Origin of the sequence: Aeromicrobium tamlense (assembly GCF_013408555.1) — a bacterium.
Taxonomy (GTDB): Bacteria; Actinomycetota; Actinomycetes; order Propionibacteriales; family Nocardioidaceae; genus Aeromicrobium; species Aeromicrobium tamlense.
In genome coordinates this window covers 2213308-2238549 of the sequence record NZ_JACBZN010000001.1, presented here as the reverse complement: position 1 = coordinate 2238549, position 25242 = coordinate 2213308, and the positions used below count along the sequence as shown (strand labels likewise).

At 70.7% G+C, this 25242-nt stretch carries 23 protein-coding genes and 1 tRNA gene; 18 read left to right on the top strand and 6 right to left on the bottom strand.

Annotated elements, in window-relative coordinates; genetic code table 11:
* Position 1: 1 nt before the first annotated feature.
* A complete protein-coding gene (locus tag BJ975_RS11120; RefSeq protein ID WP_179425868.1) occupies positions 2-901 on the bottom strand; it encodes a LysR substrate-binding domain-containing protein in 900 nt (299 codons plus the stop codon).
* 81 nt (positions 902-982) lie between these two features.
* Between BJ975_RS11120 and BJ975_RS11115 the strand changes: the two genes are divergently transcribed.
* From BJ975_RS11115 to BJ975_RS17280, 5 genes are all read left to right on the top strand, one after another.
* A complete protein-coding gene (locus BJ975_RS11115; RefSeq protein WP_179425866.1) occupies positions 983-4414 on the top strand; it encodes a bifunctional proline dehydrogenase/L-glutamate gamma-semialdehyde dehydrogenase in 3432 nt (1143 codons plus the stop codon).
* Positions 4415-4483: 69 nt separating this feature from the next.
* A tRNA-Met gene (locus tag BJ975_RS11110) sits at positions 4484-4560 on the top strand.
* 79 nt (positions 4561-4639) lie between these two features.
* Complete coding sequence (locus BJ975_RS11105; protein WP_179425864.1) at positions 4640-6016, top strand: hypothetical protein; 1377 nt, start codon at positions 4640-4642, stop codon at positions 6014-6016.
* Between the two features lie 59 nt (positions 6017-6075).
* Positions 6076-6594, top strand: coding sequence for a GNAT family N-acetyltransferase (locus BJ975_RS11100; protein WP_179425862.1), 519 nt, complete (start codon positions 6076-6078; stop codon positions 6592-6594).
* A gap of 263 nt (positions 6595-6857) precedes the next feature.
* Positions 6858-7067 (top strand): TetR/AcrR family transcriptional regulator C-terminal domain-containing protein, encoded by a 210-nt coding sequence (locus BJ975_RS17280; protein WP_218845857.1) that lies wholly within the window; start codon positions 6858-6860, stop codon positions 7065-7067.
* Between the two features lie 88 nt (positions 7068-7155).
* Here BJ975_RS17280 and BJ975_RS11090 read toward each other — a convergent pair whose 3' ends face one another.
* Together BJ975_RS11090 and BJ975_RS11085 are read right to left on the bottom strand one after the other, a co-directional pair.
* Complete coding sequence (locus BJ975_RS11090; protein WP_179425860.1) at positions 7156-7920, bottom strand: crotonase/enoyl-CoA hydratase family protein; 765 nt, start codon at positions 7918-7920, stop codon at positions 7156-7158.
* Positions 7921-7923: 3 nt separating this feature from the next.
* Positions 7924-9552 (bottom strand): acyl-CoA dehydrogenase family protein, encoded by a 1629-nt coding sequence (locus BJ975_RS11085; RefSeq protein WP_179425858.1) that lies wholly within the window; start codon positions 9550-9552, stop codon positions 7924-7926.
* 62 nt (positions 9553-9614) lie between these two features.
* Here BJ975_RS11085 and BJ975_RS11080 point away from each other — a divergent pair, with 62 nt between their 5' ends.
* Positions 9615-10346 carry a PaaX domain-containing protein, C- domain protein gene (locus tag BJ975_RS11080; protein ID WP_179425856.1) on the top strand — a complete coding sequence of 244 codons (732 nt, stop codon included), beginning with the start codon at positions 9615-9617 and terminating at the stop codon, positions 10344-10346.
* On the opposite strand, the gene BJ975_RS11075 is transcribed toward BJ975_RS11080, so the two are convergent.
* Entirely contained in the window at positions 10298-10897 is a 600-nt protein-coding gene (locus tag BJ975_RS11075; RefSeq protein WP_179425854.1) for a DUF998 domain-containing protein, read from the bottom strand. The genes BJ975_RS11080 and BJ975_RS11075 overlap by 49 nt on opposite strands.
* Before the next feature lie 30 nt (positions 10898-10927).
* On the opposite strand from BJ975_RS11075, the gene BJ975_RS11070 reads away from it, so the two are divergent.
* Positions 10928-12166, top strand: coding sequence for an alpha-hydroxy acid oxidase (locus tag BJ975_RS11070; protein ID WP_179425852.1), 1239 nt, complete (start codon positions 10928-10930; stop codon positions 12164-12166).
* Positions 12167-12175: 9 nt separating this feature from the next.
* Here the strand turns inward: BJ975_RS11070 and BJ975_RS11065 are convergent, their stop codons facing one another.
* Together BJ975_RS11065 and BJ975_RS11060 are read right to left on the bottom strand one after the other, a co-directional pair.
* A complete protein-coding gene (locus tag BJ975_RS11065) occupies positions 12176-13594 on the bottom strand; it encodes an NAD-dependent malic enzyme (RefSeq protein ID WP_317628337.1) in 1419 nt (472 codons plus the stop codon).
* Between the two features lie 60 nt (positions 13595-13654).
* A complete protein-coding gene (locus tag BJ975_RS11060; RefSeq protein WP_179425848.1) occupies positions 13655-14368 on the bottom strand; it encodes a GntR family transcriptional regulator in 714 nt (237 codons plus the stop codon).
* A gap of 226 nt (positions 14369-14594) precedes the next feature.
* Between BJ975_RS11060 and BJ975_RS11055 the strand changes: the two genes are divergently transcribed.
* The 11 genes from BJ975_RS11055 to BJ975_RS11005 are packed head-to-tail and all read left to right on the top strand — an operon-like array spanning position 14595 to position 25229.
* Positions 14595-15707 carry a sugar ABC transporter substrate-binding protein gene (locus tag BJ975_RS11055; protein ID WP_179425846.1) on the top strand — a complete coding sequence of 371 codons (1113 nt, stop codon included), beginning with the start codon at positions 14595-14597 and terminating at the stop codon, positions 15705-15707.
* Positions 15704-17167: a sugar ABC transporter ATP-binding protein gene (locus tag BJ975_RS11050; RefSeq protein ID WP_179425844.1), complete on the top strand. Its 1464-nt coding sequence runs from the start codon at positions 15704-15706 to the stop codon at positions 17165-17167. Before BJ975_RS11055 ends, BJ975_RS11050 begins: the two co-directional genes overlap by 4 nt.
* Positions 17168-17184: 17 nt before the next feature.
* Positions 17185-18213: an ABC transporter permease gene (locus BJ975_RS11045; RefSeq protein WP_179425842.1), complete on the top strand. Its 1029-nt coding sequence runs from the start codon at positions 17185-17187 to the stop codon at positions 18211-18213.
* Between the two features lie 38 nt (positions 18214-18251).
* Positions 18252-19901: a GMC family oxidoreductase gene (locus BJ975_RS11040; RefSeq protein ID WP_179425840.1), complete on the top strand. Its 1650-nt coding sequence runs from the start codon at positions 18252-18254 to the stop codon at positions 19899-19901.
* Positions 19898-20356 carry a hypothetical protein gene (locus tag BJ975_RS11035; RefSeq protein WP_179425838.1) on the top strand — a complete coding sequence of 153 codons (459 nt, stop codon included), beginning with the start codon at positions 19898-19900 and terminating at the stop codon, positions 20354-20356. Before BJ975_RS11040 ends, BJ975_RS11035 begins: the two co-directional genes overlap by 4 nt.
* Complete coding sequence (locus BJ975_RS11030; RefSeq protein WP_179425835.1) at positions 20353-21111, top strand: SDR family NAD(P)-dependent oxidoreductase; 759 nt, start codon at positions 20353-20355, stop codon at positions 21109-21111. The genes BJ975_RS11035 and BJ975_RS11030 overlap by 4 nt, the downstream gene beginning before the upstream one ends.
* Complete coding sequence (locus tag BJ975_RS11025) at positions 21108-21560, top strand: GlcG/HbpS family heme-binding protein (RefSeq protein WP_179425833.1); 453 nt, start codon at positions 21108-21110, stop codon at positions 21558-21560. Before BJ975_RS11030 ends, BJ975_RS11025 begins: the two co-directional genes overlap by 4 nt.
* Entirely contained in the window at positions 21541-22356 is an 816-nt protein-coding gene (locus tag BJ975_RS11020) for a LamB/YcsF family protein (RefSeq protein ID WP_317628338.1), read from the top strand. Before BJ975_RS11025 ends, BJ975_RS11020 begins: the two co-directional genes overlap by 20 nt.
* A gap of 5 nt (positions 22357-22361) precedes the next feature.
* Positions 22362-22976, top strand: a complete 615-nt coding sequence (locus tag BJ975_RS11015) for a 5-oxoprolinase subunit B family protein (protein WP_223303408.1) — start codon at positions 22362-22364, stop codon at positions 22974-22976.
* Complete coding sequence (locus tag BJ975_RS11010; protein ID WP_179425829.1) at positions 22973-23896, top strand: 5-oxoprolinase subunit C family protein; 924 nt, start codon at positions 22973-22975, stop codon at positions 23894-23896. The genes BJ975_RS11015 and BJ975_RS11010 overlap by 4 nt, the downstream gene beginning before the upstream one ends.
* Before the next feature lie 49 nt (positions 23897-23945).
* The gene (locus BJ975_RS11005) at positions 23946-25229 is read left to right on the top strand and encodes a Glu/Leu/Phe/Val family dehydrogenase (RefSeq protein ID WP_179425827.1); all 1284 of its coding nucleotides are present in this window, start codon (positions 23946-23948) and stop codon (positions 25227-25229) included.
* Positions 25230-25242 lie beyond the last annotated feature (13 nt).

Genomic DNA, 25242 nt, shown 5'->3' with positions numbered 1-25242 from the left:
GTCACCGGCCCTCCGCCACGGCGCGCGACAGCGCCTGGCGGGTGGCCGTGACGCCGGGGGAGTGGGCCGAGGCCCGCCTCGCCGACGTGAAGATCGTGCGGCGGGGCCGGCCCGCGAGCCGGTGCAGCGTCACCGGCGGCGTGCGGTTCAGCCACAGCAGGTCGGGCAGCAGCGCCACGGCGTGGCCGGACTCGATGAGGCTGATCTGGGCCTGGAGGTCGGCGGTCTCGTAGCGGACGTCGGGCTCGAATCCGGCGACCCGGCACGCCTGCTCGGCGAAGTGGCGCGAGGCGACGCCGGACGGCTCCATCACCCACGGCGCCCGCGCGGCCTCGGCGATCGAGGTGATGTCGCCGAAGCGGCTGCCCGCGGGCGGCACGGCGAGCCGGACCTCGTCGGTGGTGAGGTCGACGGCGTCCAGCTCGGGGTGCCACGGCGTGTTGTGCCCGGGGTACTTCTCGGCGATCACGAGGTCGAACTCGCGCGCCCAGGTCTCGTACAGGGCCGACTCGGGCTCGCGCTGCGTCATCGTCACGCGCAGCCGGGGGTGCTCGGTCTCGAGGATCGACAGCGTCGCCGGCATCAGCGCGAGCGCGACGGACTGGAACACGGCCAGCCGGAACGTGCCCGTCGCCTCGTCGAGCGAGGCCGCGAGGTCGGACTCGGCCCGCTCCAGCCGCTCCAGCACGGCCGACGTGTGCTCGACCAGGATCTCGGCCTGCGGCGTGAGCTGGACGCGGCGCCCGACCTTCCTCAGTAGCTCGACGCCGACCTCCTGCTCGAGCAGCGAGAGCTGCTGCGAGACCGACGACGGGCTCTGGTGCAGGGCGGCCGCGACACTGGCCAGCGTGCCCCGGATCTGCAGTTCGCGCAGGAGGCGGAGGCGGCGTACGTCGAGCATGTGCGTCCTTCACCTAATCTGATCGATATCCGTCACAAAAGATCGCTTTACCTTAACGGCTGGGCGACTCAGACTGGCGGCATGACCCCCGATCTCGCTTCCCCTCCGACCGACGCGCTGGCCGAGGAGTCGGTGGCGCTCGTGCGCCACTGGCTCGCCGAGGCGGCGAAGGTGCCCGCCGACAAGGCGGGCGCGCAGCTCGCCGGTCTGCTGAAGGACCCGAAGGGCCTGGACTTCACCGTGGGCTTCATCGACGGCGTGATCCGTCCGGAGGACCCGAGGATCGCGGCGCGGAACTTCGCCGTGCTGGCGTCCGACGTGCCGGCCTTCCTGCCGTGGCACCTGCGCAACGCCGTGCGCCTCGGGGCGTTCGCCGGCCGCTTCGTGCCGCGCCTGGTGATCCCGATCGTGCAGCGGGCGCTGCGCTCGCTCGTGGGTCACCTCATCGTCGACGCCACCGACGCGAGGCTCGGTCGCAGCATCGCCACGATCCGCGGCGAGGGCGTGCGCCTCAACATCAACCTGCTCGGCGAGGCCGTGCTCGGGGAGCGCGAGGCCGCCCGCCGTCTGAAGGGCACGCACGACCTGCTCGCGCGTCCCGACGTCGACTACGTGTCGATCAAGGTGTCGTCCACCGTGCCGCCGCACTCGCCGTGGGCGTTCGACGAGGCCGTTGACCACGTCGCCGAGAACCTCATGCCGCTGTACCGCCAGGCCGCGGCGGCCGCGACGCCGAAGTTCATCAACCTCGACATGGAGGAGTACCACGACCTCGACCTGACGATCGCGGTCTTCACCAAGATCCTCGACACCCCCGGCCTGGAGGACCTCGAGGCCGGCATCGTGCTGCAGGCCTACCTGCCCGACTCGATGCGCGCGATGATCCAGCTGCAGGAGTGGTCGGCGGCCCGCCGGGCCCGTGGTGGCGCGGGCATCAAGGTGCGCGTCGTGAAGGGCGCCAACCTGCCGATGGAGCGCGTCGACGCCTCGCTGCACGGCTGGCCGCTCGCCACGTGGTCGTCGAAGCAGGAGTCGGACACGAACTACAAGCGCGTCCTGGACTGGTCGATGCACCCCGAGCGCGTCCGGAACGTGCGCATCGGCGTGGCCGGCCACAACCTGTTCGACCTCGCCCACGCGTGGCTGCTCGCCGGTCAGCGCGGGGTCCGCGACGGCGTCGAGATCGAGATGCTGCTGGGCATGGCGCAGAGCCAGGCCGAGGTCGTGCGCCGTGAGGTCGGCGGACTGCTGCTGTACACGCCGGTCGTGCACCCGAAGGACTTCGACGTCGCGATCGCGTACCTGATCCGCCGCCTCGAGGAGGGTGCGAGCCACGACAACTTCATGTCGGCCGTGTTCGAGCTGAACGACAGCACCGAGCTGTTCGAGCGAGAGAAGCAGCGCTTCCTCGCCTCGCTGGCCGCCCTCGACGACTCGGTGCCCGCGCCGAACCGCCAGCAGAACCGCCTCGCCTCGGTGGAGGAGACCCCGATCGGTGCGCCGTTCGAGAACACCCCCGACACCGACCCGTCGCTGCCGGCGAACCGCTCATGGGGCCGCCAGATCCTCGCGAAGGTCGCCGACTCCGCCCTCGGGAAGGACCTCGTCGCCGAGCACACCGTGACCGACGCCGACGCCCTCGAGGCGATCGTCGCCGGCGCCGTCGTCGCGGGCGACGCGTGGGGTCGCCGTCCGGCCACCGAGCGCGCCGAGATCCTCGAGCGCGCCGCGCTTCGGCTGGAGCAGCGTCGCGCCGACCTGCTGGAGGTCATGGCCTCCGAGGCGGGCAAGACGCTCGACCAGGGCGACCCGGAGGTGTCCGAGGCGATCGACTTCGCGCGCTACTACGCGCACCTCGCGCGCCGGCTGGACTCGGTGGACGGCGCCACGTTCGTGCCGTCGCGACTGACCGTGGTGGCCCCGCCGTGGAACTTCCCGGTCGCGATCCCGGCGGGCTCCACGCTCGCCGCACTGGCCGCCGGCTCCGCGGTCGTCATCAAGCCGGCGCCGCAGGCCGCGCGCTGCGGATCGGTGATGGTCGAGGCCCTGTGGGAGGCCGGGGTGCCGCGTGAGGTCCTGCACCTCGTGCACGTGGAGGAGTCCGACCTCGGCCAGCGTCTCGTGTCCGACCCGCGCGTCGAACGCCTGATCCTGACGGGCGCCTACGAGACGGCCGAGCTGTTCCGCAGCTTCCGTCCCGACCTGCCGCTGCTGGCCGAGACGAGCGGCAAGAACGCCATCGTCGTGACGCCGTCGGCCGACTTCGACCTGGCCGCCAAGGACATCGCCGCGTCGGGCTTCGGCCACGCGGGCCAGAAGTGCTCGGCTTCCTCGTTGGTCATCCTGGTCGGCTCGGTCGCCACGTCGAAGCGCTTCCGCGAGCAGCTCGTCGACGCCGTGACGTCCCTGACGGTCGGCTGGCCCTCGGACCCGCAGACCCAGATGGGTCCGCTGATCGAGCCCGCGAGCGGCAAGCTGCTGCGCGGCCTGACTCAGCTCGACGCGGGGGAGCGGTGGCTCGTCGAGCCGAAGAAGCTGGACGAGGCCGGTCAGCTCTGGTCGCCCGGCATCCGCGTCGGCGTGAAGCGCGGCTCGACCACGCACCTGACCGAGTACTTCGGGCCGGTGATGGGCATCATGACCGCCGAGACGCTGGAGGAGGCGCTGGAGATCCAGAACCAGGTCGACTACGGCCTGACCGCCGGCCTGCACGCCCTCGACCCGGCCGAGATCGCGGTCTGGCTGGACGGCGTCCAGGCGGGCAACCTCTACGTGAACCGCGGCACCACCGGCGCGATCGTGCGGCGTCAGCCGTTCGGCGGCTGGAAGAAGTCGGCCATCGGCGCCGGCACGAAGGCGGGCGGCCCGCACTACCTGTTCGGACTCGGCGACTGGGAGCGGTCCCGCTCGACCGTCAAGGCGAGCCTCGACGCACGCGCCGAGCGGCTGCTGCAGGCGGCCCGCGAGGCGCACCTGCCGGCGGACGACCTCGCGTTCCTGGAGCGTGGCTTCAGCAGCGACGCGGTGGCGTGGCGTGAGGAGTTCGGCGTCGCCCGCGACGTCTCGAACCTGTTCGCCGAGCGCAACATCCTGCGCTACGTGCCGACGCGGGTGCACGTCCGCCTGGCCGCCGACGCCCAGCTGGCCGACGGCCTCCGCGTGATCGGCGCCGGCCTCACCTCCGGCGCTCCGCTGCAGGTCTCGTCGGCGTTCGAGGTGCCCGACGCGGTCCACGCCGCGCTGCGCGCCTTCGGCGTCTCGGTGTTGGTCGAGGACGACGCGGCGTGGACCGCGATGGCCTCGCACCTCACCGACGGCCGGGTCCGCCTCGTCGGCGGCAGCCGCACGACGGTGGCGCAGCAGACCGGCGGCAAGCCCGACCTCGCGATCTGGGCGGCGCGCCCCACCGAAGCGGGCCACGTGGAGCTGCTCCCGTTCGTCCACGAGCAGGCCGTCAGCATCACCGCCCACCGGTTCGGCACGCCGAACCACCTGACCGACGACCTCATCTGAGGACGGCGGCGAGTGGAGGGACCCCGATTTGGGGTCCCTCCACCCCCTCCGGTAGAGTTGTCTGAGCAACGCGGGGTGGAGCAGTTCGGTAGCTCGCTGGGCTCATAACCCAGAGGTCGCAGGTTCAAATCCTGCCCCCGCTACCACGAAGATCAGGCCCGGAATCCATTGGATTCCGGGCCTGATCGCTTGTCTGTGGGGCCATCGGGCCCGCGCTCGGTGACCATGCGCGACAATGAGCAGGTGATCGGAGCGAGTCTGGCTGCAGCCTCCATCGCTCTGGTCGCTGCGTGCCTCCTTCTGCCGGTGCGGACCTCTGCTGCCGCGCGACCGATCGCCATCCTGTGCCTTGCTGCGGCCCTCTGGTCGGCCGGCGCTGCCTGGAACTACGCCGAGCCCGGCCCGAACGCCAGCGCGAACGCCTGCATTCTCGCGGCCGCCGCCTCCGCCGCAGCCGCCGCCTTCGTGGCTGCCCAGCGCCTCGTGTCGGGTCGATGGTCGATACCCACCCTCGTGATGATCGTCTTCTTCATCGAGCCGATCGTGATCGTGTTCGTCCGCCTGGTGGTGTACCCGGACCTCACCTCGGCCGAGTTCCGTCGCACCGCGCCGTTCATCGTCCACGCGGCCTACTGCTTCGCCCTGCTGCTGAGCGTGATCCTGACGTTGAACATCCGTCAACGGCACCCTCAGCGTCGCGTTCGGATCTTCGTCCTCACGTCCCAGGTCCTGGTGATCGCGATCATCGCGATGGAGGTCTCAGCCAGCGACCAGACGCACTTCGTGCTGGTCCTGGCCGCCCTCTTCGCCGTCTGGGTCGCGCGCCACCCGGACGATTGGAGCACGTCGCGAGCCCGTGCCGACAGTCTGCTCAACGCCATCGGCGTCTTCCTGTTCGTGTTCGACCACTTGGGCCGGCTCAAGGACTGGAACGGACCAGCCGATCGGCTCATCGAGCTGATCACGGGAGAGCGGTCAGAACGCGAGCTCACGGCAGCGGACATTCTCGGTCGCCCGCTTCCCTTCGAGGATGGCGAGCGGATCGACCTCGACCTCGTGGGTGGGCGCATGCGCACCTCCGCCCACATCCACCGGGTCGATCCCACCTCGCGAACAGGACGGAGCGACTGGGTGGTGATGCTGCGGCCCGTGCGGTCGAGCGTGAGTACGTCGTCGTTCCCCTCGATCTCCGGAGCCCTCGCCGGTCACGACCCTGCCACGCAGACCCTCAACCAGCGCGAGACCATCGACCTCCTGCGCGCTGCCACGACGAGCAGGCACGCAGCAGTCCGCGTGGACGTTCTCCCCGCAGACGCTGGGGCCCGTGAGGACGAGACCATGTTCGTCGTCGCCCGGCGCCTGGAGATGATGTTCCCCGGCGTGCGCTGGGGACGACTCGCGGACTGGGCTTTCGTCGCCCTGTTCAAGCCAGCCCAGGCTCAGCAGGCGAAGCTGCTCATCGACGACGAGGCGCAGACGGCCCTGGGTCTCGATGCGTCCGTCGCCACCACGATCTGTGTGCCCACGCCGGGTGAGGACGCCGAGCGCTTCGTCCGGCGAGTCCAACTGCTGCACAGCCCCTATGGCTCATCGGACTCTTGATGGCAATGTCCCGACACACAGGACGGATCACCTGCTCCGTCCCCGTGAAAGGACACCTGATGAAGAACAACCCCCGTTCCCCATCCACTCACGTCCGTCCGGCCCGCGTGACCGACGTGCCCAGATTGGCCGAGATGATCCAGGCCCTCGCCGATTTCCATGGCGAAGGTGAATCCTGCCGGATGACCTGGCCCATCCTGCGCATCCAGCTCTTCGGAACCGATCCCACCCTGAGGGCTCACGTGGCCGAACGGGACGGGCGCATCACCGGGATGGTGCTCTGGTACCGCACGTACTCGACCTGGGACGCCGCGCCGGGCATCCACGTCGAGGACTTCTACGTGGACCCTGAGGCCAGGGGCCAGGGCACGGGTCTGATCCTGATGACCGAGCTCGCACGACTCGCCGTCGATCAGGGTTACACCCGTCTGGAGGGGCAGGTGATCAGCAGCAACCCCCTGCGCAGCGCCCTGGTCAGTCACGGCGGCGACCAGATGGACGTGTGGGAGACCTACCGCATCGACGGGGACGACCTGCTGGCACTGACCGGCCGAGAGCCGGCCGCTGCCGCCATGTGAATCCGACGGTGGCCACGGTCGATCTCGGCCGTGGCCACCGCCCACGGCTCCGCCCTCAGGCGTCGCGTGTCCTGAGGACCAGATGGGCGGCAAGCGTCGTCCAGAGGGTGGTGATGGGCCAGTAGGTTCCTGCGACGTCACCGACGAGGCCGGGCATTCCCGGAGCGAGAGCGGGGACGAGTAGGGCGACGGTGACCATGATCGCCAGCGCGCCCGCTGCCTGAGCTGGACGATCACCCCTGGACCGGGCGCATGCAGACGCGTTGGCCGAGCGGCTTGCCCGTTTCGCGAGCATCGGTCTGCTCGACGTCGAGGACCCCCGCCTTGCCGCCGACCACTTCCATGCCCTCACCACCCTGCGGGTGCTGAACGAACCGCTTCGCCGGCGTGCAGACCTCGAGCATGTCCGGCACGTCATGGCGGACGGCGCACGCGTGTTCATGCGTGCCTACGGGACCCGGACGCCTGCATGACCGGCGCCGGCTCCGAGGGGCGCGCTCCCAGGTCGCCGTCAGCCTGCTTGCCGTACACAGACTCCCCATGACCTTCATGGGCTCGAGTTCAGTCGTCGAAGGCGCCGTGTCGGCCGGCGCCTTCGGCGAACCGGGTCGCCCCGGCGACCATGCCGGCGTCGATGGACACGACGCCGTGGCGGTACTCGGCGGCCAGCGCCGCCTGCTCGTCGAGACCCTCCTGCTCGATCACCGAGAGGCGGTCCTCGCGCAGGCACGTCTGCGGGAACGCGGCGATCTCGCGCGCGAGCTGCTGAGCGGCGGCGAGGGCCTCGCCCGGCGGCACGACGCGGTTGGCCAGGCCGATGCGCAGGGCCTCGTCGGCCTCGACCGCGCGTCCGGTGAGGATCAGGTCCATCGCGACGCTCGTGCCGATGAGGCGCGGCAGGCGGACCGTGCCGCCGTCGATGAGCGGCACGCCCCAGCGCCGGCAGAAGACGCCGAGCACCGCGTCCTGCGCCACGACGCGCAGGTCGGCCCAGACCGCCAGCTCGAGGCCGCCGGCGACGGCGTGACCCTCGATCGCCGCGATGACGGGCTTGCCGAGCCGCATCCGCGTGGGTCCCATGGGTCCGTCGCCGTCGGGCTCGAACCGGTTGGGGTCACCGGCGGCGAGCGCCTTCAGGTCTGCTCCGGCGCAGAACGTCCCGCCCTCGCCGTGGAGCACGGCGACGCTGGCCTCCGCGTCGGCGTCGAAGGCCGCGAACGCCTCGACGAGCGCCTCCGCGGTGGCCCGGTCCACGGCGTTGCGGGCCTCGGGCCGCGCGATCCCGATCGTCGTGACCGGGCCGTCCCGGGTGATCGTGACGGACATCGTTCAGGCCGGCATCGCGCGGTCGATGATCTCGGCGACGTCGGCGCGCGGGGGGAGCGTGCCGAAGGCGCCGCCCCAGTCGCGGTCGAGGCGCGAGCCGGTGAAGGCGTCCGCGACCGCCGCCGGCGCGTGCCGGACGAGCTGGCTGCCCTGGAAGACGAGGGCCATCTGCTCGACGATGCGCCGGGCACGGAACTCGAGGTCGTCGAACGAGGTGAACTCCTTCTTGAGCCGGTCGACCGCGGCGTCGTACCGGCGGTCCGCCCCGCTCGCGAGCTCGGCCTCGGCGAAGAACGCGTCGAGCGTGTGCGGCTCCTTGGTCATGGCGCGCAGCGCGTCGAGCGCGGCGACGTTGCCCGAGCCCTCCCAGATGGAGAGCAGCGGCATCTCGCGATAGATGCGCGCGACGTCGAAGTCCTCGATGTACCCATTGCCGCCGAGGCACTCCAGCGCCTCGTTGACCATGGAGGGCGCCCGCTTGCAGACGTAGTACTTGGTGACGGCGAGCGCGATGCGGCGCAGCGCGGCCTCGCCCTCGTCCCCGTGGGTGGCGCGGTCGTTCGCTCCCGCGAGCCGCAGCATCGCGGTGGTCGCGGCCTCGGACTCGACCTGCAGGTCGGCCAGCACGTTGCGCATCGCGGGCTGGTCGACGAGCCGCTTCCCGAACGCCGACCGGTGTCGGGCGTGGTGGGCGGCCATTGTGAGCGCTGAGCGCATGCCGGAGGCGGAGCCGATCACGCAGTCGAGGCGCGTCATGTTGACCATCTCGACGATGGTGCGGACGCCGCGGCCCTCCTCGCCGACGAGCCACGCGACGGCCGCGTCGTACTCGATCTCCGAGGAGGCGTTCGACCGGTTGCCCAGCTTGTCCTTGAGCCGCATGAACCGCATCGCGTTCCGCTCGCCGCCGGGCAGGACGCGCGGCACGAGGAAGCACGAGACGCCGGCGGGAGTCTGCGCGAGCGTGAGGAACAGGTCGCTCATCGGCGCGCTGGTGAACCACTTGTGACCGCGCAGGACGTAGGTGCCGTCCGGCTGCCGGGTGGCCGTGGTGGTGTTCGCGCGGACGTCGGAGCCACCCTGCTTCTCGGTCATGGACATGCCCGCGATCAGGCCGCGCTTCGTCTCGGGGTCGCGCAGGCCGAAGTCGTACTCGCGGTTCGTCAGCAGCGGCTCGAACCGCGCGGCGAGCTCGGGGTTGGCGCGCAGGGCGGGAACGACGGCGTAGGACATCGAGATCGGGCAGCCGTGGCCGGCGTCGACGTTCCAGGTGAAGAACTTGGCCGCGCGGGCGACGTGCGCACCGGGACGGTCGTCGGCCCACGGCGCCCCGTGCAGGCCGTGCTCGACCGCGGTGCGCATCAGCTGGTGGTACGCCGGGACGTACTCGACCTCGTCCACGCGGTGTCCGTAGCGGTCGTGCGTGTGGAGGCGCGGCGGCACGCGCTCGGCGAGCCGGCCCCAGTCCTGCGCCTCCGCCGTGCCGGCGAGCCGTCCCAGCTCGTCGATCTCGGGGAGCGCCCAGCCGGCGCCCTCGCGCTCGAGGCCCTCGCGCAGTGCGGGGTCCGCGGCCGTGTTGTGCCCCGTCAGCGGCGGCACCTGGTTGAACACCTCGTGGGTGGCACTCGTCATGCCGCGATGTTACATATTCGACAACAGTCGTGTCCAGATGCGTAGCGTGCGAGGATGGGGCCGTGGCTTCCCAGCGTGTCGCTCCCGCGTCGCTCTCCGCGCGGTCGACGGTCCTGAGCCTGGTGCTCGGCGCGCACCCGGAGCCGTTCACGCCGGCCGACCTCACCCGTGCCGGCCAGTACTTCGGCATCGCGCCCTCGACGGTGCGCGTCGCGGTCACCCGCGCCGTGGCCGACGGCGACCTGCGGCGCACCGACGCCGGCTACCGACTCGGCGACCGCCTGCTGCGACGCCAGCAGCACCAGGACGAGGCCGTGCGGGACGCCGAGACGGCCTGGGACGGCACGTGGGAGATGGCGATCGTGGTCGTCTCCGGCCGCTCGGGTGCGGAGCGCGCCTCCCTTCGCGACGCGCTGGCGGCCCGCCGTCTCGCGGAGCTGCGAGAGGGCGTCTGGACCCGTCCGGCGAACCTCACCCGCGCGTCCCCGGTCGACCCCGTGCTGCGGACCTTCAGGGCGACGCCGGAGCAGGATCCCGAGGAGCTGACCGCGCGCCTGTGGGACCTCGGCGGCTGGGCGCGTGAGGGTGAAGAACTGCTGGAGCGGCTCGCGAGCGTCCGGGAGCCGGCATCTCGCCTCGCTGCGGCCGCGATGCTCGTGCACCACCTCAGCACCGATCCGCTGCTGCCGGCGGCCCTGCGCCCGCCGCACTGGCCCGCGGCCGACCTGCGCGACGCCTATCGCGCCTACCAGGACGAGCTGCAGCGGCTCGCCCTGCTCAGGACGACGCCGTAGACGGCAAGCAGGATCACCACGGGCCACAGAGCGAGGCGCTCGAACAGGCCCGCGTACTCGTCCCCGGCGAGGATGAACGCCGCGGCGCCGGCGCCGGTGACCACGCCACCGCCCAGCATCACGCGCGCCAGGATCGGCTGTTCGTCGCGGATGTGGAACGCCAGTGCCACGAGCGCTGCCGGCTGGGCGACGAACAGAGGGGTCGCGGCGATCACGTGGGCGGTGGGGTGCTGATCCTGTGGCGTCAGGCCCGTCGCGACCGAGCTCAGTCCCGAGACCACCAGCAGGCCCGTCGCCCACGGGCCGAGCCGACGGCTCAGCGTCACCGCACTGCCGGCCAGCAGCAGGCCGAACGCCACGAACGATCCGTTCATCCAGGCGTGGCGGACCGAGCAGTAGTCGGGCGCGCAGCCGGTCTCGCCCAGTCTGCTCACGGTGTCGGCCAGGAGGCTGTAGTCGCCGATCACCGCGGCGGCGACGAAGATCTCCGTCGCGATGTAGAGCGGACGCGCGACGAGCGCCAGGGCGCCCCAGCGGGAAGCGGTCGGCATCCGTCCACCGTAGCCGTGAGAGGTTGAGTCATGGCCCAACGTCAGCTGCCGCGTCCGAGGGAGGTCTTCGACCTCCTCCGCTTCAAGAAGCCGGTCTGGAGCGCCAGGCGGCGACGGCTCGACGCCGCGCTGACCATCCACGACCTGCGGCGCATCGCGGCGCGTCGGACGCCGCGTGCCGCCTTCGACTACACCGACGGCGCGGCCGAGAACGAGCTGTCCCTGGCGCGGGCTCGGCAGGCGTTCGAGGACGTCGAGTTCCACCCGCGCGTGCTGCGACCCGCTGTCTCGGTGGACACCTCGACCACGATCCTCGGCGGGCCGTCGCGGCTTCCGTTCGCGATCGCGCCCACGGGCTTCACCCGCCTCATGCAGACCGAGGGGGAGATCGCCGGCGCCGGTGCGGCGGGCGCCGCGGGCATCCCGTTCACGCTCTCCACGCTGGGCACGACGTCGATCGAGGACGTGAAGGCGGCCAATCCGGACGGCCGGAACTGGTTCCAGCTGTATGTCATGCGTGACCGGGAGATCTCGTACGACCTGACGCGCCGGGCGGCCGCTGCCGGCTTCGACACCCTGCAGTTCACCGTCGACACGCCCGTCGCCGGGGCTCGTCTGCGCGACCGCCGGAACGGGTTCTCGATCCCGCCGCAGATCGCCCTGAAGACCATCCTCAACGCGGCCGTCCGACCGTGGTGGTGGTACGACTTCCTCACCACGCCGAAGCTCGAGTTCGCCTCCCTCAGCTCCACCGGCGGCACCGTGGGCGAGCTGCTCGATGCCGCGATGGACCCGACGATCTCCTACGACGACCTCGACGTCATCCGTGGGCTGTGGCCGGGGAGGATCGTGGTCAAGGGCGTGCAGAACCTCGAGGACGCGCGCGCCCTGGCCGACCGCGGGGTGGACGGCATCGTGCTGTCCAACCACGGCGGCCGCCAGCTGGACCGCGCCCCGGTCCCGTTCCACCTCCTGCCCGACGTCGTGCGCGAGGTGGGCGCCGACCTGGAGATCGGCGTCGACACCGGGATCATGCACGGCGCCGACATCGTCGCGTGCATGGCGCTCGGGGCGGACTTCACCATGATCGGCCGCGCCTACCTCTATGGGTTGATGGCGGGCGGGCGCCAGGGCGTGGACCGCACGATCGAGATCCTCGAGACGGAGATCGTGCGCACGATGAAGCTGCTCGGGGCCTCCTCCATCGCGGAGCTCGAGCCCGCCCACGTCACCCAGTTGCGCCGCCTCGTCCCCTTCATCCGGCCCTAGCCGGCCGTCTCACCAGGAGTCGCCGAACTCCGTGAACGTGAAGCTGGGGTCGGCGGCGTCCTGGACGGCCTTGGCGACGGCGTGGTGCACGCCGGGGTGGAAGACGCTCGGGATGATGTAGTTCGCGTTGAGCTCGCCGTGGGTGACGGCGTCGGCGATGGCCTCGGCCGCGGCCACGAGGGCGCCCGCGGGGATGTCGTGGCTCTGGGCGTCGAGCAGGCCGCGGAACGTGCCGGGGAACGCGAGGACGTTGTTGATCTGGTTGGGGTAGTCCGAGCGCCCGGTCGCCACGACGCGCGCCGTGCGGCGGGCGACGGCCGGGTCGATCTCGGGCGTCGGGTTCGCCAGTGCGAACACGATGGCGTCCTCGCCCATGGCCGCGACGTCGTCGCCGTCGATGATGTTCGGGGCGCTGACGCCGATGAAGACCTCCGCGCCGGGCAGGACCTCCTTGAGGGTGCCCGTGACGTCGTCGGGGTTGGTGTGCTCGGCGATCCAGCGCAGCGACTCGTGGTCGTTCTCGCGGCCGCGGTGGACGACGCCGTCGACGTCGCAGACCACGACGTTGCGCGCGCCGGCGGTCAGCAGCAGCTTGAGGATCGCCGTGCCCGCGGCGCCCGCGCCGGCGAGCACGATGCGCACATGTGCGAGCTCCTTCTCCACCACGCGCAGCGCGTTCGTCAGCGCTGCGAGGACGACGATCGCCGTGCCGTGCTGGTCGTCGTGAAACACCGGGATGTCGAGTCGCTCGCGCAGCCGACGCTCGACCTCGAAGCAGCGTGGCGCCGAGATGTCCTCGAGGTTGATCCCCGCGAAGCCCGGCGCGATCGCCGCGACCGTCTCGACGATCTGGTCGACGTCCTGCGTGTCCAGCACGATCGGCCAGGCGTCGATGCCGGCGAACGACTTGAACAGCGCCGCCTTGCCCTCCATGACGGGCAGGGCCGCGTACGGGCCGATGTTGCCCAGGCCGAGGACCGCCGAGCCGTCGCTGACCACGGCGACGCTGTTGCGCTTGACCGTGAGCCGGCGCGCGTCCTCGGGGTCGGCGGCGATGGCGTTGCAGATCCGGGCGACGCCGGGCGTGTAGATCATCGAGAGGTCGTCGCGGTTCCGCAGCGGGTGCTTCGAGGCGGTCTCGATGACCCCGCCCAGGTGCATGAGGAACGTCCGGTCGGAGACCTTGAGGATCTCGACGTCCTCGAGGTGGCGCAGGGCGTCGACCACGCGCTCGGCGGCCCCGTCGCCCTCGGACGCCGCGCACGTGAGGTCGATCTGCAGCACGTCGACGCCCGAGCCCGTCACGTCGAGCGCGGTGACGAGCCCACCGGCCTCCTCGACGCACGCGCTCAGCGCGCTCACGCCGGAGCCGCCGGCAGGAACGGTGAGGCGGACGGTGATCGAGTTGGACACTCCGGGAGCAGACACGACAGCGTTTCTACCCTGCAATCCCCGTTACTCGCGAGTCTGCCGAGTGTGCCGAACCTCTCAGACGTCGTGACCCGCGCGAGCGCGATAGGCGTCGACGAGCTGGTCCCGAGCCGTGTGGAGGTAGGACGTCAGGTGATCGGCGGCCTCGTCGGTGCGGCCGTCCTCCAGGAGGCGGCAGATGATCTGGTTGACCGGCAGGTAGGGCTCGTGGAACGGCTTGAGCGGTTGCATGACGTGGAAGGCCAGGCGCAGCTCGGCCAGGGTCTGGCGGGTCATGGCGTTGATGCGCTCGTTGCCCGCCAGCGCCACCAAGGCGTTGTGGAAGCGCATGTTCGCCGTGCCGACGCCGTTCCAGTCGCCGGCCTCGGCCGCCTCGAGGGCCTGCGTGACGGCCAGTCGAGCGCGGGAGATGCCTGCGGGGGAGTGGGTCGACGCGCTGCGTACCGCTGCGACCTCGATGAACTCTCGCACCTGGTAGATCGAGATGATGTCCTCGGCGGTGAGCCTGCGGACGAAGATCCCGCGATTGACCTCGTGAACGACCAGCCCCTCGTGGGCCAGTAGCCGCAGCGCCTCGCGCAGGGTGTTCCGCGAGACGTTGAGGCCGTGCGCGAACGCCTCTTCCGGCAGGTGCGATCCCGGTTCCAGGCGGCCCTCGATCAACAGGTTTCGCAGGACGTCGGCGACGCGCTCGCCCGTCGTGGCGAACGTCGGCTTGCTGGAGCCGGAGAAGAGCGCCGCGACGGCGTCCGGAGACGTCAGATCGGTCATGGGATCCTTCTTGTGATGCGTGAACAACCGCGCGTTGCGGTGCCGCTCAGGCTAAGGGGACATCGCGATCCGCACAATGCCCCGTGTTGCATCAAGGTAAAAACCCCGTCACATCGGAATTTGGGTATTGCCTAATGTGTGAACAATCCGTATGTTCCTGCTGTGGCCTGCGCCACCTCCCCCGAGAATCGGGACTCCCCGACTCCTGATGAGAAGGAAGAACGGCATGTTGAAGAAGCGCCCCGTGCGGATGGCGGTGGCGGCCCTGGCCGCCACACCCCTGTTGTTGCTCGCCGCGTGCAGTGAGGATCCCGGTGCCGCGAGCGGCAGCGCTGCCGACACCGCCGAGTACCAGGCCGTTGCCGAGAAGGCGATGGAGCCGGTCACCGAGTTCACCGGCCCCACCGAAGGACCCGCGGCGCAGCCCGGCAAGAAGGTGGTCTTCCTGACGTGCGGCTTCGAGGCGGAGGGCTGCAACCTCCCGGGCAAGGCCGCTGCCGAAGCCGGCAAGGCTCTCGGGTGGGACGTCAAGGTGGTGGACGGCAAGTTCGATCCGCGCGTCTACAGCCGCACCATCCAGGAGGCCATCGACGACGGAGCCGACGGCATCATCCTCGACGCCGTGTCGGCCAGCTCGGTGAAGGGGCAGGTCAAGGCCGCCCGTGACGCCGGTCTGGTGGTCGGCAGCTACGACTCGCTGAACGAGGTCTCCGAGTCGGGCGTCTCCTACGACGTGCAGGCCAGCATCGAGGATCAGGGCAAGGCCATGGCGGCCTACATGATCTGGAAGACCGAGGGCGCCACGAACGCCTACGTCCTCAACTCGCCGGAGTTCAACGCTCCCTACGCCTGGACCGAGGTGGCGCAGAAGGAGATCGAGTCGTGCTCCTCGTGCGAGCTCGTCGACAGCCAGGACTTCACCGCTGGTGACGCCGCGACCCGACTTCCGCAGCTCGCGGTGACGGCGGCGCGCAAGGACCCGAACCTCAACGTCATGATCGCGTCCTACGACGCCGCCATGCTCGCCGCCATCCCGTCGATGAAGCAGGCCGGCATCCTCGACCAGGTCAAGGTCGGCACCTTCAACGGCGTCTCCCCGGCGCTCGACCTCATCCGCAAGGGCGATCTCGCCGCCAGCGTCGGTGGCGCGATGGAGTGGGGCACCTGGGCGGCCATGGACAACATGAACCGCATGCTGGCCGGCGAGGAGGCCGTCGAGCAGAACGTCCCGATCCGCCTGATCACCGCCGAGAACATCGACAGCATCGAGCCCGGCGGCCCGTGGACCGGCGACATCGACTACGCCGCCGAGTACCAGAAGATCTGGGACGCGAAGTGAGTCAGGTGCCCTCGACCGCGGGTCATCAGCCCATCCGGATCGAGAACGTCAGCAAGACCTTCGGGGCGACGAAGGCGCTGCGCAACGTCTCGCTCGAGGTGGCCCCCGGCTCCATCCACGCCCTCATCGGCCTCAACGGATCCGGCAAGTCCACCCTCGTCAAGGTGATGGACGGCTACCACAGCGCGGACGAGGGCACCGTCAGCATGGGGGAGGTGGCCTTCGTCCACCAGGACCTGGGCCTCCTCCCCAGCCTCACCGTCCTGGAGAACTTCGTCATCGGTCGACCGATGGCGATGCGCTTCGGACAGATCGACTGGAAGACCGAGGCGAAGCGGGCCCGCAACGCCCTCGCCGAGTTCGGCCTCGAGAACACGCTGGACCAGCAGCTCGCCAGCCTGAGCCTGGCCAACCAGGCGATCATCGCCTGCGCTCGGGCGCTGGACCGCTCCCGCGGAGCGGCGATCGACTCCCTCGTCCTCGACGAGCCGACCTCAGCGCTTCCCTCGCACGAGATCGGTCTGCTCGCCGATGCCATGAAGGCCTTCGCGGCACGCGGGGTCGGCATCGTCTTCATCACCCACCGCCTGCAAGAGGTCAAGGATCTCGCCGACACGGTCACGGTCCTGCGCAACGGCGAGTCGGTCTTCACCGGCCCGACCGCGGATCTGGCCATCCCGGACATGGTGCAGCTGATGGTCGGGGACGCGCCCGTGCACACCACTCACGAGGCGAGGGCCGCCGTGCGGACCGCTGAGCCCGTCCTGTCGATCCGCGCGCTGCACGACGACACCATCGACGACCTGGATCTGGACATCTACGGAGGCGAGATCGTCGGCGCCTTCGGCATGGTGGGCAGCGGGCTGGAGCGCCTCGGTGCGCTGGCCGCCGGACGCGAGATCGCTCGCGCGGGCACCGTCGAGTTCGAGGGTCGGCCCCTCACCGCAGGCGACGCCCGCGCGCGCCGCATCGGCTACGTCCCCAGCGACCGGCCGCGCCGCGGCGTCCTGCCGGGACTGACCGTGCGGGAGAACATCTCGGTCCGCAGTCTCGCGCGGACCATCCGTGCAGGGGGGATCTCGCGACGTCGCGAGCAGGCGCTCGCGGCCCGGTGGACCGAAGAGCTGAGCGTCAAGCCGCGCGACCCCGAGGCGTCGATCCTGACGCTGAGCGGCGGCAACCAGCAGAAGGCGATCCTCGGTCGCTGGCTGGCGATCGAGCCGGCCGCCATCGTCGCGGAGGAGCCCACCCAGGGGATCGACGTCTGGGCGAAGCAGGACATCCTGCGCCGGCTCCGCATGACGGCGGAGACCGGTGCCGGCGTCCTGCTGACCGCGGTCGAACCCGAGGAGATCATCGACTTCTGCGACCGCGTCGTCGTCCTTCGCGCGGGTCGCGTCGTCCTCGACGCCCGGCGCGAGGACGTCGTCATCACCGACATTCTCAGTGCGATGCACTGACCACCAGGAAGAGCATCGTGACCACATCCAGCACCCGATCGGAGACGACCGACGTGTCGACCGCATCCACCGCCGTCCCGCCCGCGCACCGACTTCGCGCGATCCTGCCCCGCTTCGGCATGGTGGGCCTGTTCATCCTCCTCCTCGTCGTCTTCAGCATCCTGCGGCCGGTGTCCTTCGCCAACAGCGCCAACCTGCGGACGATCCTCGTCGAGAGCGCCGTCCTCACGATCCTGGCGCTCGCGGTGATGATCCCGCTGATCGCCAACGACTTCGACCTGTCCGTGGCGTCGGTCCTGGGGCTGGCGTCCATCCTGGCCGCCGGCCTGCCCGCCAAGCAGGGACTTCCCGTTCCGGTCGTGATCGTGGCCGTGCTCGCCGTCGGCGCGGTGGTCGGACTCCTCCACGCGCTCCTCATCGTGAAGTTCGACCTGCCCTCGGTGGTCGTGAGTCTGGGCACCAGCACCGTCCTCGGCGGAATCGTTCTCTGGTACACCGGGGGAGCGGTGCTCTACGAGGGTGTGCCGGCCGCCCTGACGAACCTCGGCTCGAAGTCGTTCCTGGGCCTTCCGCTGCCGGTGTACTACATGATCGTCGTCGCCGCTGTGCTGTGGTTCGTCCTCGAACGTCGACCGTGGGGCCGCAACCTGTACGCCGTGGGCTCGTCCGAGGTCGCTGCCCGCCTCGCTGGCGTGAACACCGCGCGGACGCGCGCCACGGCCCTGATCGCCTGCTCCACGCTCGCAGCCCTGGCGGGCCTGGTCCTCACGGCTCGGGTGGGCTCGGGCAACCCGTCGATCTCGAACGCGTACTTCCTGCCGGCGTTCGCGGCCGCGTTCCTCAGCCTCGCGGCGTTCCGGCTCGGCTTCTTCAACCCCCTGGGCGTCGTGCTCTCGGTCTACCTGCTCGCCGTCGGCGTCAACGGCCTGACCATTCTCGGCGTCCCGTCCTGGGTCGAGCCGGTCTTCAACGGCACCGCTCTGATCGTCGCCATCGGACTCGCTCGTCTCTCGATCGGCAAGTCCCGCCGGCTCGTCGGCGCCTGAGCCCGCCTCCCACCACGCAACGCAAGGAGCGTCATCCCATGGCACAGCCCGACCGAGTCGAGGTCCTCATCGTCGGCGCCGGACCCACCGGAGCCATCGCCGCCAGCGAGCTCATCGCTGCCGGATTCTCCGTCACCTGCCTGGAGCAGGGCGACTGGACCCATCGTGCGGCGTTCAAGGGCGCCACGAAGGACTGGGAGCTGTCCGCGCAGCGTGACTGGCACCCCAACCCGAACGTGCGTGGCCGGGCGGCGGACTACCCGATCGACGTCACCGAGTCCGACGTCAACCCGCTCATGTACGCCGGCGTCGGTGGCGCGACGATCCTCTACGGCGCCCACTGGGTGCGTGCGCTCCCGTCGGACTTCCGCGTCAGGACGCTCGACGGGGTCGCCGACGACTGGCCGTTGACCTACGAGGACCTGCAGCCGTTCTACGAGGACATCGACCAGCAGATGGGCACCGCGGGGCTCGGTGACGACCCGACCTACCCCGACGGGGAGGCGCCCCCGCTGCCGCCGTTGCCGATCGGCAAGATCGGCCTGCGCGCGGCGCAGGGAATGGACCAGCTGGGCTGGCACTGGTGGCCCGCGCCCAACGCCATCGCGTCCAAGGCCTACCGCGGCCGCGAGGCGTGCGTGCGGCGTGGCACGTGCCAGACCGGGTGCCCCGAGGGCGCGAAGGGCAGCGCCGACCTGACGCACTGGCCGGAGGCCATCCGGGCAGGCGTGCGGCTCATCACCGGAGCGCGCGTGGCCGAGATCACCGTCAACGCGCAGGGGCTGGCGGACGGTGCCGTCTACATCGATCGCGACGGCGTGCGCCACCACGTGGCGGCCTCGACCGTGATCGTGGCGGCGAACGGCGTCGGCACCCCGCGTCTGCTGCTGATGTCGGGTCGTGACAGCTTCGACCACGGTCTGGCGAACTCCTCGGGCCTGGTGGGGCGCCGCCTCATGATGCACCCGTACGCGGCGGTGAACGGCGTCTACGAGGAGGACCTGGAGAGCTGGCTGGGTCCTGCCGGTCAGTCGATCGTCTCTCACGAGTTCTACGAGACCGATCTGTCCCGTGGATTCGTCCGCGGCGCGAAGTGGCAGGTCATGCCGGCAGGTGGCCCGCTGGGCAACCGCTCGGGTTACGGCGGCCATGCCGAGCACGGTGACGCAGACGGCGAGCCCGACCCGCTCGCGGCGTGGGGTCCCTCCTTCCACGAGGCGGCGCGCCGGACGTTCGGCCGGTCGTTCGAGTGGGGCATCATCGCCGAGGACCTCCCGGACGAGGCCAATCGCGTCGTGCTGTCGGACTCGCTCGTCGACTCCGACGGACTTCCCGCTCCGAAGATCATCTACAAGACCAGCGAGAACACGCGCCGGCTGCTCGACTTCCACCTGGCGCGGGCGCGCGAGGCGCACCTGGCCGCCGGCGCCATCGAGACCTACGACACCCCGCTCATGCGGGACTGTGGCTGGCACCTGCTGGGAACGACGCGGATGGGAGACGACCCGGAGACGAGCGTCGTCGACCAGTACGGCCGGTCCCACGACATCGCGAACCTCTACATCTACGACGGGAGCACCTTCGTGACCTCGACGGGTCAGAACCCGACGGCGACCATCGCGGCGCTCACCCTGCGCGCGGTCCGTCACCTCATCGCCGGTCGTCGTGACCAGGAGGTGGCATCGTGACGACGCCCATCGGCATGAGTCCGACTGCCCTGAACACGGCGCAGCGCGAGACGCTGGTCCGTGTCCTCGACGTGCTGATCCCCGCGGCGGCCGGGATGCCCTCGGGTGCCGAGGTCGGCGTCGCGGATCGGTGGATCGATGAGGCGCTGAGGCTGCGACCCGACCTCCGCGACGACCTCCTGCACGCGCTGGAGACCCTCGAGCCGATCGACGCCGGCCTCGAGGACGCGCTGCGCGCTTATGCGAAGCAGCATCCTGAGGCGTTCGTCGCCGTCGGTGTTCTGGTGTCCGGCGCCTACTACATGGATGACCGCGCCCGCCTCGCCCTGGGATACCCGGGCCAGGAGGACCGCCGGCTGGTCGACGACACCGGCGACTACCTCGACATGCTCGAACGAGTCGTCGAGCGCGGACCGATCTTCCGACCCACCCCCGCCGAAGGAGCAGAGGCATGAGCGAGAGGTTCACGCAGCCCGTCGCGATCGTCACGGGAGCGGCATCGGGCATCGGACTGGCGTCGGCGCGCGAGCTGGTGGGCCGTGGGTACGCGGTCGTCGTCGCGGATCTCGACGAGACGAACGGGAACGCCGTGGCGGCCGAGCTCTCCGAGGCCGGCACGGCGATCTTCGTCCACGCCGACATGACCTCGGCGACGGACGTGGCGGCGCTGATCGAGCGCGTCCGGGAGTGGGCCGGCCGACTCGACGCCGTCGTCAACAACGCTGGCATCCAGAGGTCCGGTCCGATCACCCAGTTCGACGAGGGGACCTGGGACCAGCTGATGGGCGTCAATCCCAAGACGTGCTTCCTGGCGGCCAAGTACGGCGTGCCGCTCCTGGCCGAAGGTGGCGGCGGAGCGATCGTGAACATCTCGTCCATCGCCGGCGTGCGTGGCGGACCCGGTCAGGTGGCCTACTCGGCGTCGAAGGGCGCGATCGTGGCGTTCTCGCGAGCGCTGGCGAACGAGCTCGCGGACGAGGGCATCCGCGTGAACTGCCTCGCGCCCGGTTGGGTCGACACTCCGTTCAACGCGCCCGCGATCGAGAACATGGGTGGTCGCGAGGTGCTCGACGAGATGGTCGCCTCCTCCGTGCCGATGAAGCGTCAGGGGACTCCGCAGGAGATCGCCAAGGCCGTCGCGTTCCTCGCGACGGACGACTCGTCCTACATGACCGGTCAGACGGTCATCATCGACGGAGGCCTGCTGTGACTCGACTCGAGCTCCACCTCGCCCAGGCCGCAGTGGCCGGTGCTCTCGCCCACGCCGCTCAGCGGGAGGCTCACTCCGCGGTGGCCGTGGTCGATCTCGGCGGAAACCTGCTCGCCTTCGCCGCGGACCCCGACGCGATCCTGGCTGCGCGTGACCTCGCCGTGGCCAAGGCCTACACCTCCTTGTCGCTCCGCGCCGAGTCCGGGGCGCTTGACTCGTCCGTCCAGCCCGGAGGTCCGTTCTACGGACTGAACACGGCGCTGAACGGCCGACCACTCGTCACCTTCGCGGGCGGTCGCCCCCTCATGGACGAGACGGGGAACGTCATCGGCGCCGTCGGCGTGTCCGGTGGCACGCTCGACGACGACACGCAGATCAGTGCCGCCGCCGTGAGCGCGTTCGAGGACGCACGATCCCAGCAGGCTGCTCGTGAGCGACTCGGCGACTGAGCCCCGGGCACGCCCTCATCGGATCGACCTCAACGCCGACCTCGCAGAGGGGTACGGCCGGTGGGGCTTCGGAACGGACGACGATCTGCTCGACGTCGTCACGTCGGCGAACATCGCGTGCGGCTTCCACGCCGGTGACCCCACCGTCATGCGCCGTGCCGTCTCCCGTGCCGTGGCCAACGGCGTGCGCATCGGTGCGCACGTCGGCTATCCCGATCTCGCGGGGTTCGGCCGGCGACCCATGACGATCGCGCGCGAGGAGCTGGCAGATCTCGTCGCCTACCAGCTGGCCGCCCTGTCCGGGATCGCCCGCGCAGAAGGGGGCGAGGTCCGGTACGCGAAGCCCCATGGCGCGCTCTACAACACGGCGGTGCACGATACCGAGCAGGCCGAGGCGATCGTCGACGCCGTGTGCCGGATCGATGCGTCCCTCGGGGTGATGTCCCTGCCCGGATCGGTGCTGCTGGAGTCGGCTGCTGCTCGAGGGCTCTCGACGATCACCGAGGCCTTCGCGGACCGGGCCTACCTCGCTGACGGTCGCCTCGCGCCACGCTCGATGGACGGAGCGGTCATCCACGATCCCCAGGCGGTCGCGGACCGAGTCGTGCAGGTCGTGACCCGAGGCGTGGTCGACACGCTGGACGGCGGCCCGACAGCCGTCCGCCCCGCCAGCATCTGCGTCCACGGCGATTCGCCGGGCGCCGTGTCGTTGGCGCGTCGGGTGCGATCGGCACTGTCCGCCGCCGGTGTGGAGCTCACGTCGTCGGTGGACGAGCCGGTGGGGAGCACACGGTGAGGCTGATGCCCGCCGGCACGGCAGCCGTGCTGGCGGAGGTCGCCGATCTCGAGGAGATGATGGCGCTGTACCGCGGACTGCAGCAGGCTCGCGACACGCCCGAGGGTCACGGGATCACCGAGCTCGTGCCGGCGGTGAGGACCGTCCTCATCGAGTTCGACGCGGCGATCACCACGGCGCGTCGCGTGGCCGCGATCGCCGCGGAGCAGTCCTTGGCGACCGTGTCGGACGGCGCAGTCGACGTCCTGACGATCCAGGCCGTCTACGACGGCGTCGACCTCGACGCCACGTGCGCGGAGCTGGGCATGACGCGTGCAGCGTTCGTGCAGTGGCACACGGGTCTGTCGTGGCGGGTCGCCTTCACGGGCTTCGCGCCCGGGTTCGGCTACCTGGTCGCGCCGGGTCACACCGCCTCGATCCCTCGGCTGAGCGAGCCGCGTACCAGGGTGCCCGCCGGATCCATCGCGATGGCCGACCACTTCACCGGCATCTACCCTTCCGATTCCCCGGGTGGCTGGCGCATCGTCGGGCACACCGACCACCTCCTGTTCGACGTCGACCGACCCGAGCCGGTGACGCTCACCCCCGGCACGGCCGTGCGCTTCGAGGTGCGTCCGTGAGGCGCCCCGCGACCACGCCCGTCCTGCGCATCGTCGAGCCCGGGATCCTCACGACCGTCCAGGACCAGGGCCGCCGCGGTCTCGCCGCGATGGGCGTGACCGTCTCCGGGGCCGCCGACCGATCTGCCTACGCGCTCGCGAACCGCCTGGTCGGGAACTCGCCGGGATGTGCGGTGCTCGAAGTCACCTTCGGCGGGTTCGAGGCCGTCACGACGGGCGCGACCTGGATCGCCACGACGGGTGCGACGGCGCCCCTGTGGGTCGATGGCGTCCGGCACGGAGCCAACTCGCGCGTCCAGGTCCCCGCGGGCGCGACCATCCGACTCGGCCAGCCGACGTGGGGCCTGCGGACCTACCTCGCAGTCCGAGGCGGCCTCGACGTCCCGCAGGTGCTGGGATCGCGCTCGCGGGACACGCTGGCCGGCATCGGTCCCGCGCCACTCGAGCGCGGCGACGAGGTCACCCTGGGCACCGACTGGGGACGCTTCCCTCCTGTCGACCACGCGCCGGTGCCCAACGGGCCCTCCCACGGTCCGATCGAGCTGCCACTGGTGCTCGGGCCGCGCGACGACTGGTTCACCGAGGCCGCGCTGTCCACCCTCGTGGCGACGCGGTGGACGGTGGGAGCCGCCAGCAACCGGATCGGCGTGCGTCTCCTCGGGCCCCAGCTCGCCCGTGCCGTCCCTGGTGAGCTGCCCAGCGAAGGAGTCCCGGTGGGTGCCGTCCAGGTGCCGACCTCGGGTCCCATCGTGTTCCTCGACGACCACCCCGTCACCGGCGGCTATCCCGTCATCGGCGTGGTGACACGCGAGGGGCTGGACTCGCTCGCCCAGGCTCGGGCGGGAGACACCGTCGTCTTCCGCCCCGCACGGGTCGACTTCGTCGCGTACGAGGCCGACCGCCAGCGCACCCCCGTCTGACCTCCCTCGATTCGCCCCTTCCACCGACACAACGGAGTGACCGGTACCCATGTCCACCCACCCCTCACGCGCTCTCGTCGCGGACGCGACCCCCACCCCGCTGAAGGACGCGCGAGCCCAGCTCGCCGAAGCCGTCAAGATCCTCGGCTATGACGACGGCATGTACGACATGCTCGCGACGCCGCGCCGGGAGGTGACGGTCTCGGTGCCGCTGCGGCGCGACGACGGCTCGGTCGAGTTGCTCGTCGGCCATCGCGTCCAGCACAACATGTCGCGCGGCCCGTCCAAGGGCGGCTTGCGGTACAGCCCGACCGTCGACCTCGACGAGGTCCGGGCGCTGGCGATGTGGATGACCTGGAAGTGCGCGCTGGTCGACATTCCCTACGGAGGCGCGAAGGGCGGCATCGCGTTCGACCCGCGCGAGTACTCCCGTGCCGAGATCCAGCGCGTGACGCGGCGGTACACCAGCGAGCTGATGCCGATCCTCGGCCCGACGACCGACATCCCCGCGCCTGACATCGGGACGGACAGCCAGGTCATGGCGTGGATGATGGACACCTATTCCGTGAACAAGGGCTTCACCATCCCCGGCGTGGTGACGGGCAAGCCGACGCAGCTCGGCGGCTCCCTCGGACGAGCCAGTGCGACCTCGCGGGGCGTGGTCCTGGTCGCACTCGCCGCGCTGCGTCATCGCGGACTCGAGCCGGAACGGACCACGGCTGCCGTCCAGGGCTTCGGCAAGGTCGGACGCGATGCTGCGCTCTTCCTGTGGCGGGCGGGCGTGAAGGTCGCCGTCATCAGCGACCAGTACGGCTCGGTCCAGAACTCGTTCGGCATCGACGTCCCGGCGCTGGAGCGGCACGTCGACGAGTCGGGCAGCGTCGTCGGCTTTCCCGGTGCGGACGACCTGCCGCACCGGGACGATCTGCTCGTCGCCGATGTCGATCTCCTCGTGCCTGCGGCGGTCGAAGGCGTCATCCACGCCGGCAACGCGGAGAGCGTCCGTGCGTCCATCGTGGTGGAGGGCGCGAACGGCCCGACGACGCCGGAAGCCGATCGCATCCTCGAGGATGCCGGATGCCTCGTGGTCCCTGACATCCTCGCCAATGCCGGGGGCGTGATCGTGTCCTACTTCGAGTGGGTCCAGGCGAACCAGGCGTACTGGTGGAGCGAGCTGGACGTCGAGGCCCGGCTGAAGGAGCGGATGGACCACGCATGGGAGCGAGTCCTGAGCACCGCGAAGAGCCGCGACGTCAGCTTGCGCCAGGCGGCGACGGTGCTGGCCATCGAGACCGTGGCGACGGCTCACCTGGCGCGAGGTCTGTACCCCTGAGCATCACTCGGCG

Coding starts and splice junctions, on each gene's coding strand:
- BJ975_RS11120 (WP_179425868.1), bottom strand. CDS start 901: ATGCTCGACGTACGCCGCCTCCGCCTCCTGCGCGAACTGCAGATCCGG.
- BJ975_RS11115 (WP_179425866.1), top strand. CDS start 983: ATGACCCCCGATCTCGCTTCCCCTCCGACCGACGCGCTGGCCGAGGAG.
- BJ975_RS11105 (WP_179425864.1), top strand. CDS start 4,640: ATGCGCGACAATGAGCAGGTGATCGGAGCGAGTCTGGCTGCAGCCTCC.
- BJ975_RS11100 (WP_179425862.1), top strand. CDS start 6,076: ATGAAGAACAACCCCCGTTCCCCATCCACTCACGTCCGTCCGGCCCGC.
- BJ975_RS11090 (WP_179425860.1), bottom strand. CDS start 7,920: ATGTCCGTCACGATCACCCGGGACGGCCCGGTCACGACGATCGGGATC.
- BJ975_RS11085 (WP_179425858.1), bottom strand. CDS start 9,552: ATGACGAGTGCCACCCACGAGGTGTTCAACCAGGTGCCGCCGCTGACG.
- BJ975_RS11075 (WP_179425854.1), bottom strand. CDS start 10,897: ATGCCGACCGCTTCCCGCTGGGGCGCCCTGGCGCTCGTCGCGCGTCCG.
- BJ975_RS11070 (WP_179425852.1), top strand. CDS start 10,928: ATGGCCCAACGTCAGCTGCCGCGTCCGAGGGAGGTCTTCGACCTCCTC.
- BJ975_RS11060 (WP_179425848.1), bottom strand. CDS start 14,368: ATGACCGATCTGACGTCTCCGGACGCCGTCGCGGCGCTCTTCTCCGGC.
- BJ975_RS11055 (WP_179425846.1), top strand. CDS start 14,595: ATGTTGAAGAAGCGCCCCGTGCGGATGGCGGTGGCGGCCCTGGCCGCC.
- BJ975_RS11040 (WP_179425840.1), top strand. CDS start 18,252: ATGGCACAGCCCGACCGAGTCGAGGTCCTCATCGTCGGCGCCGGACCC.
- BJ975_RS11030 (WP_179425835.1), top strand. CDS start 20,353: ATGAGCGAGAGGTTCACGCAGCCCGTCGCGATCGTCACGGGAGCGGCA.
- BJ975_RS11015 (WP_223303408.1), top strand. CDS start 22,362: ATGCCCGCCGGCACGGCAGCCGTGCTGGCGGAGGTCGCCGATCTCGAG.
- BJ975_RS11005 (WP_179425827.1), top strand. CDS start 23,946: ATGTCCACCCACCCCTCACGCGCTCTCGTCGCGGACGCGACCCCCACC.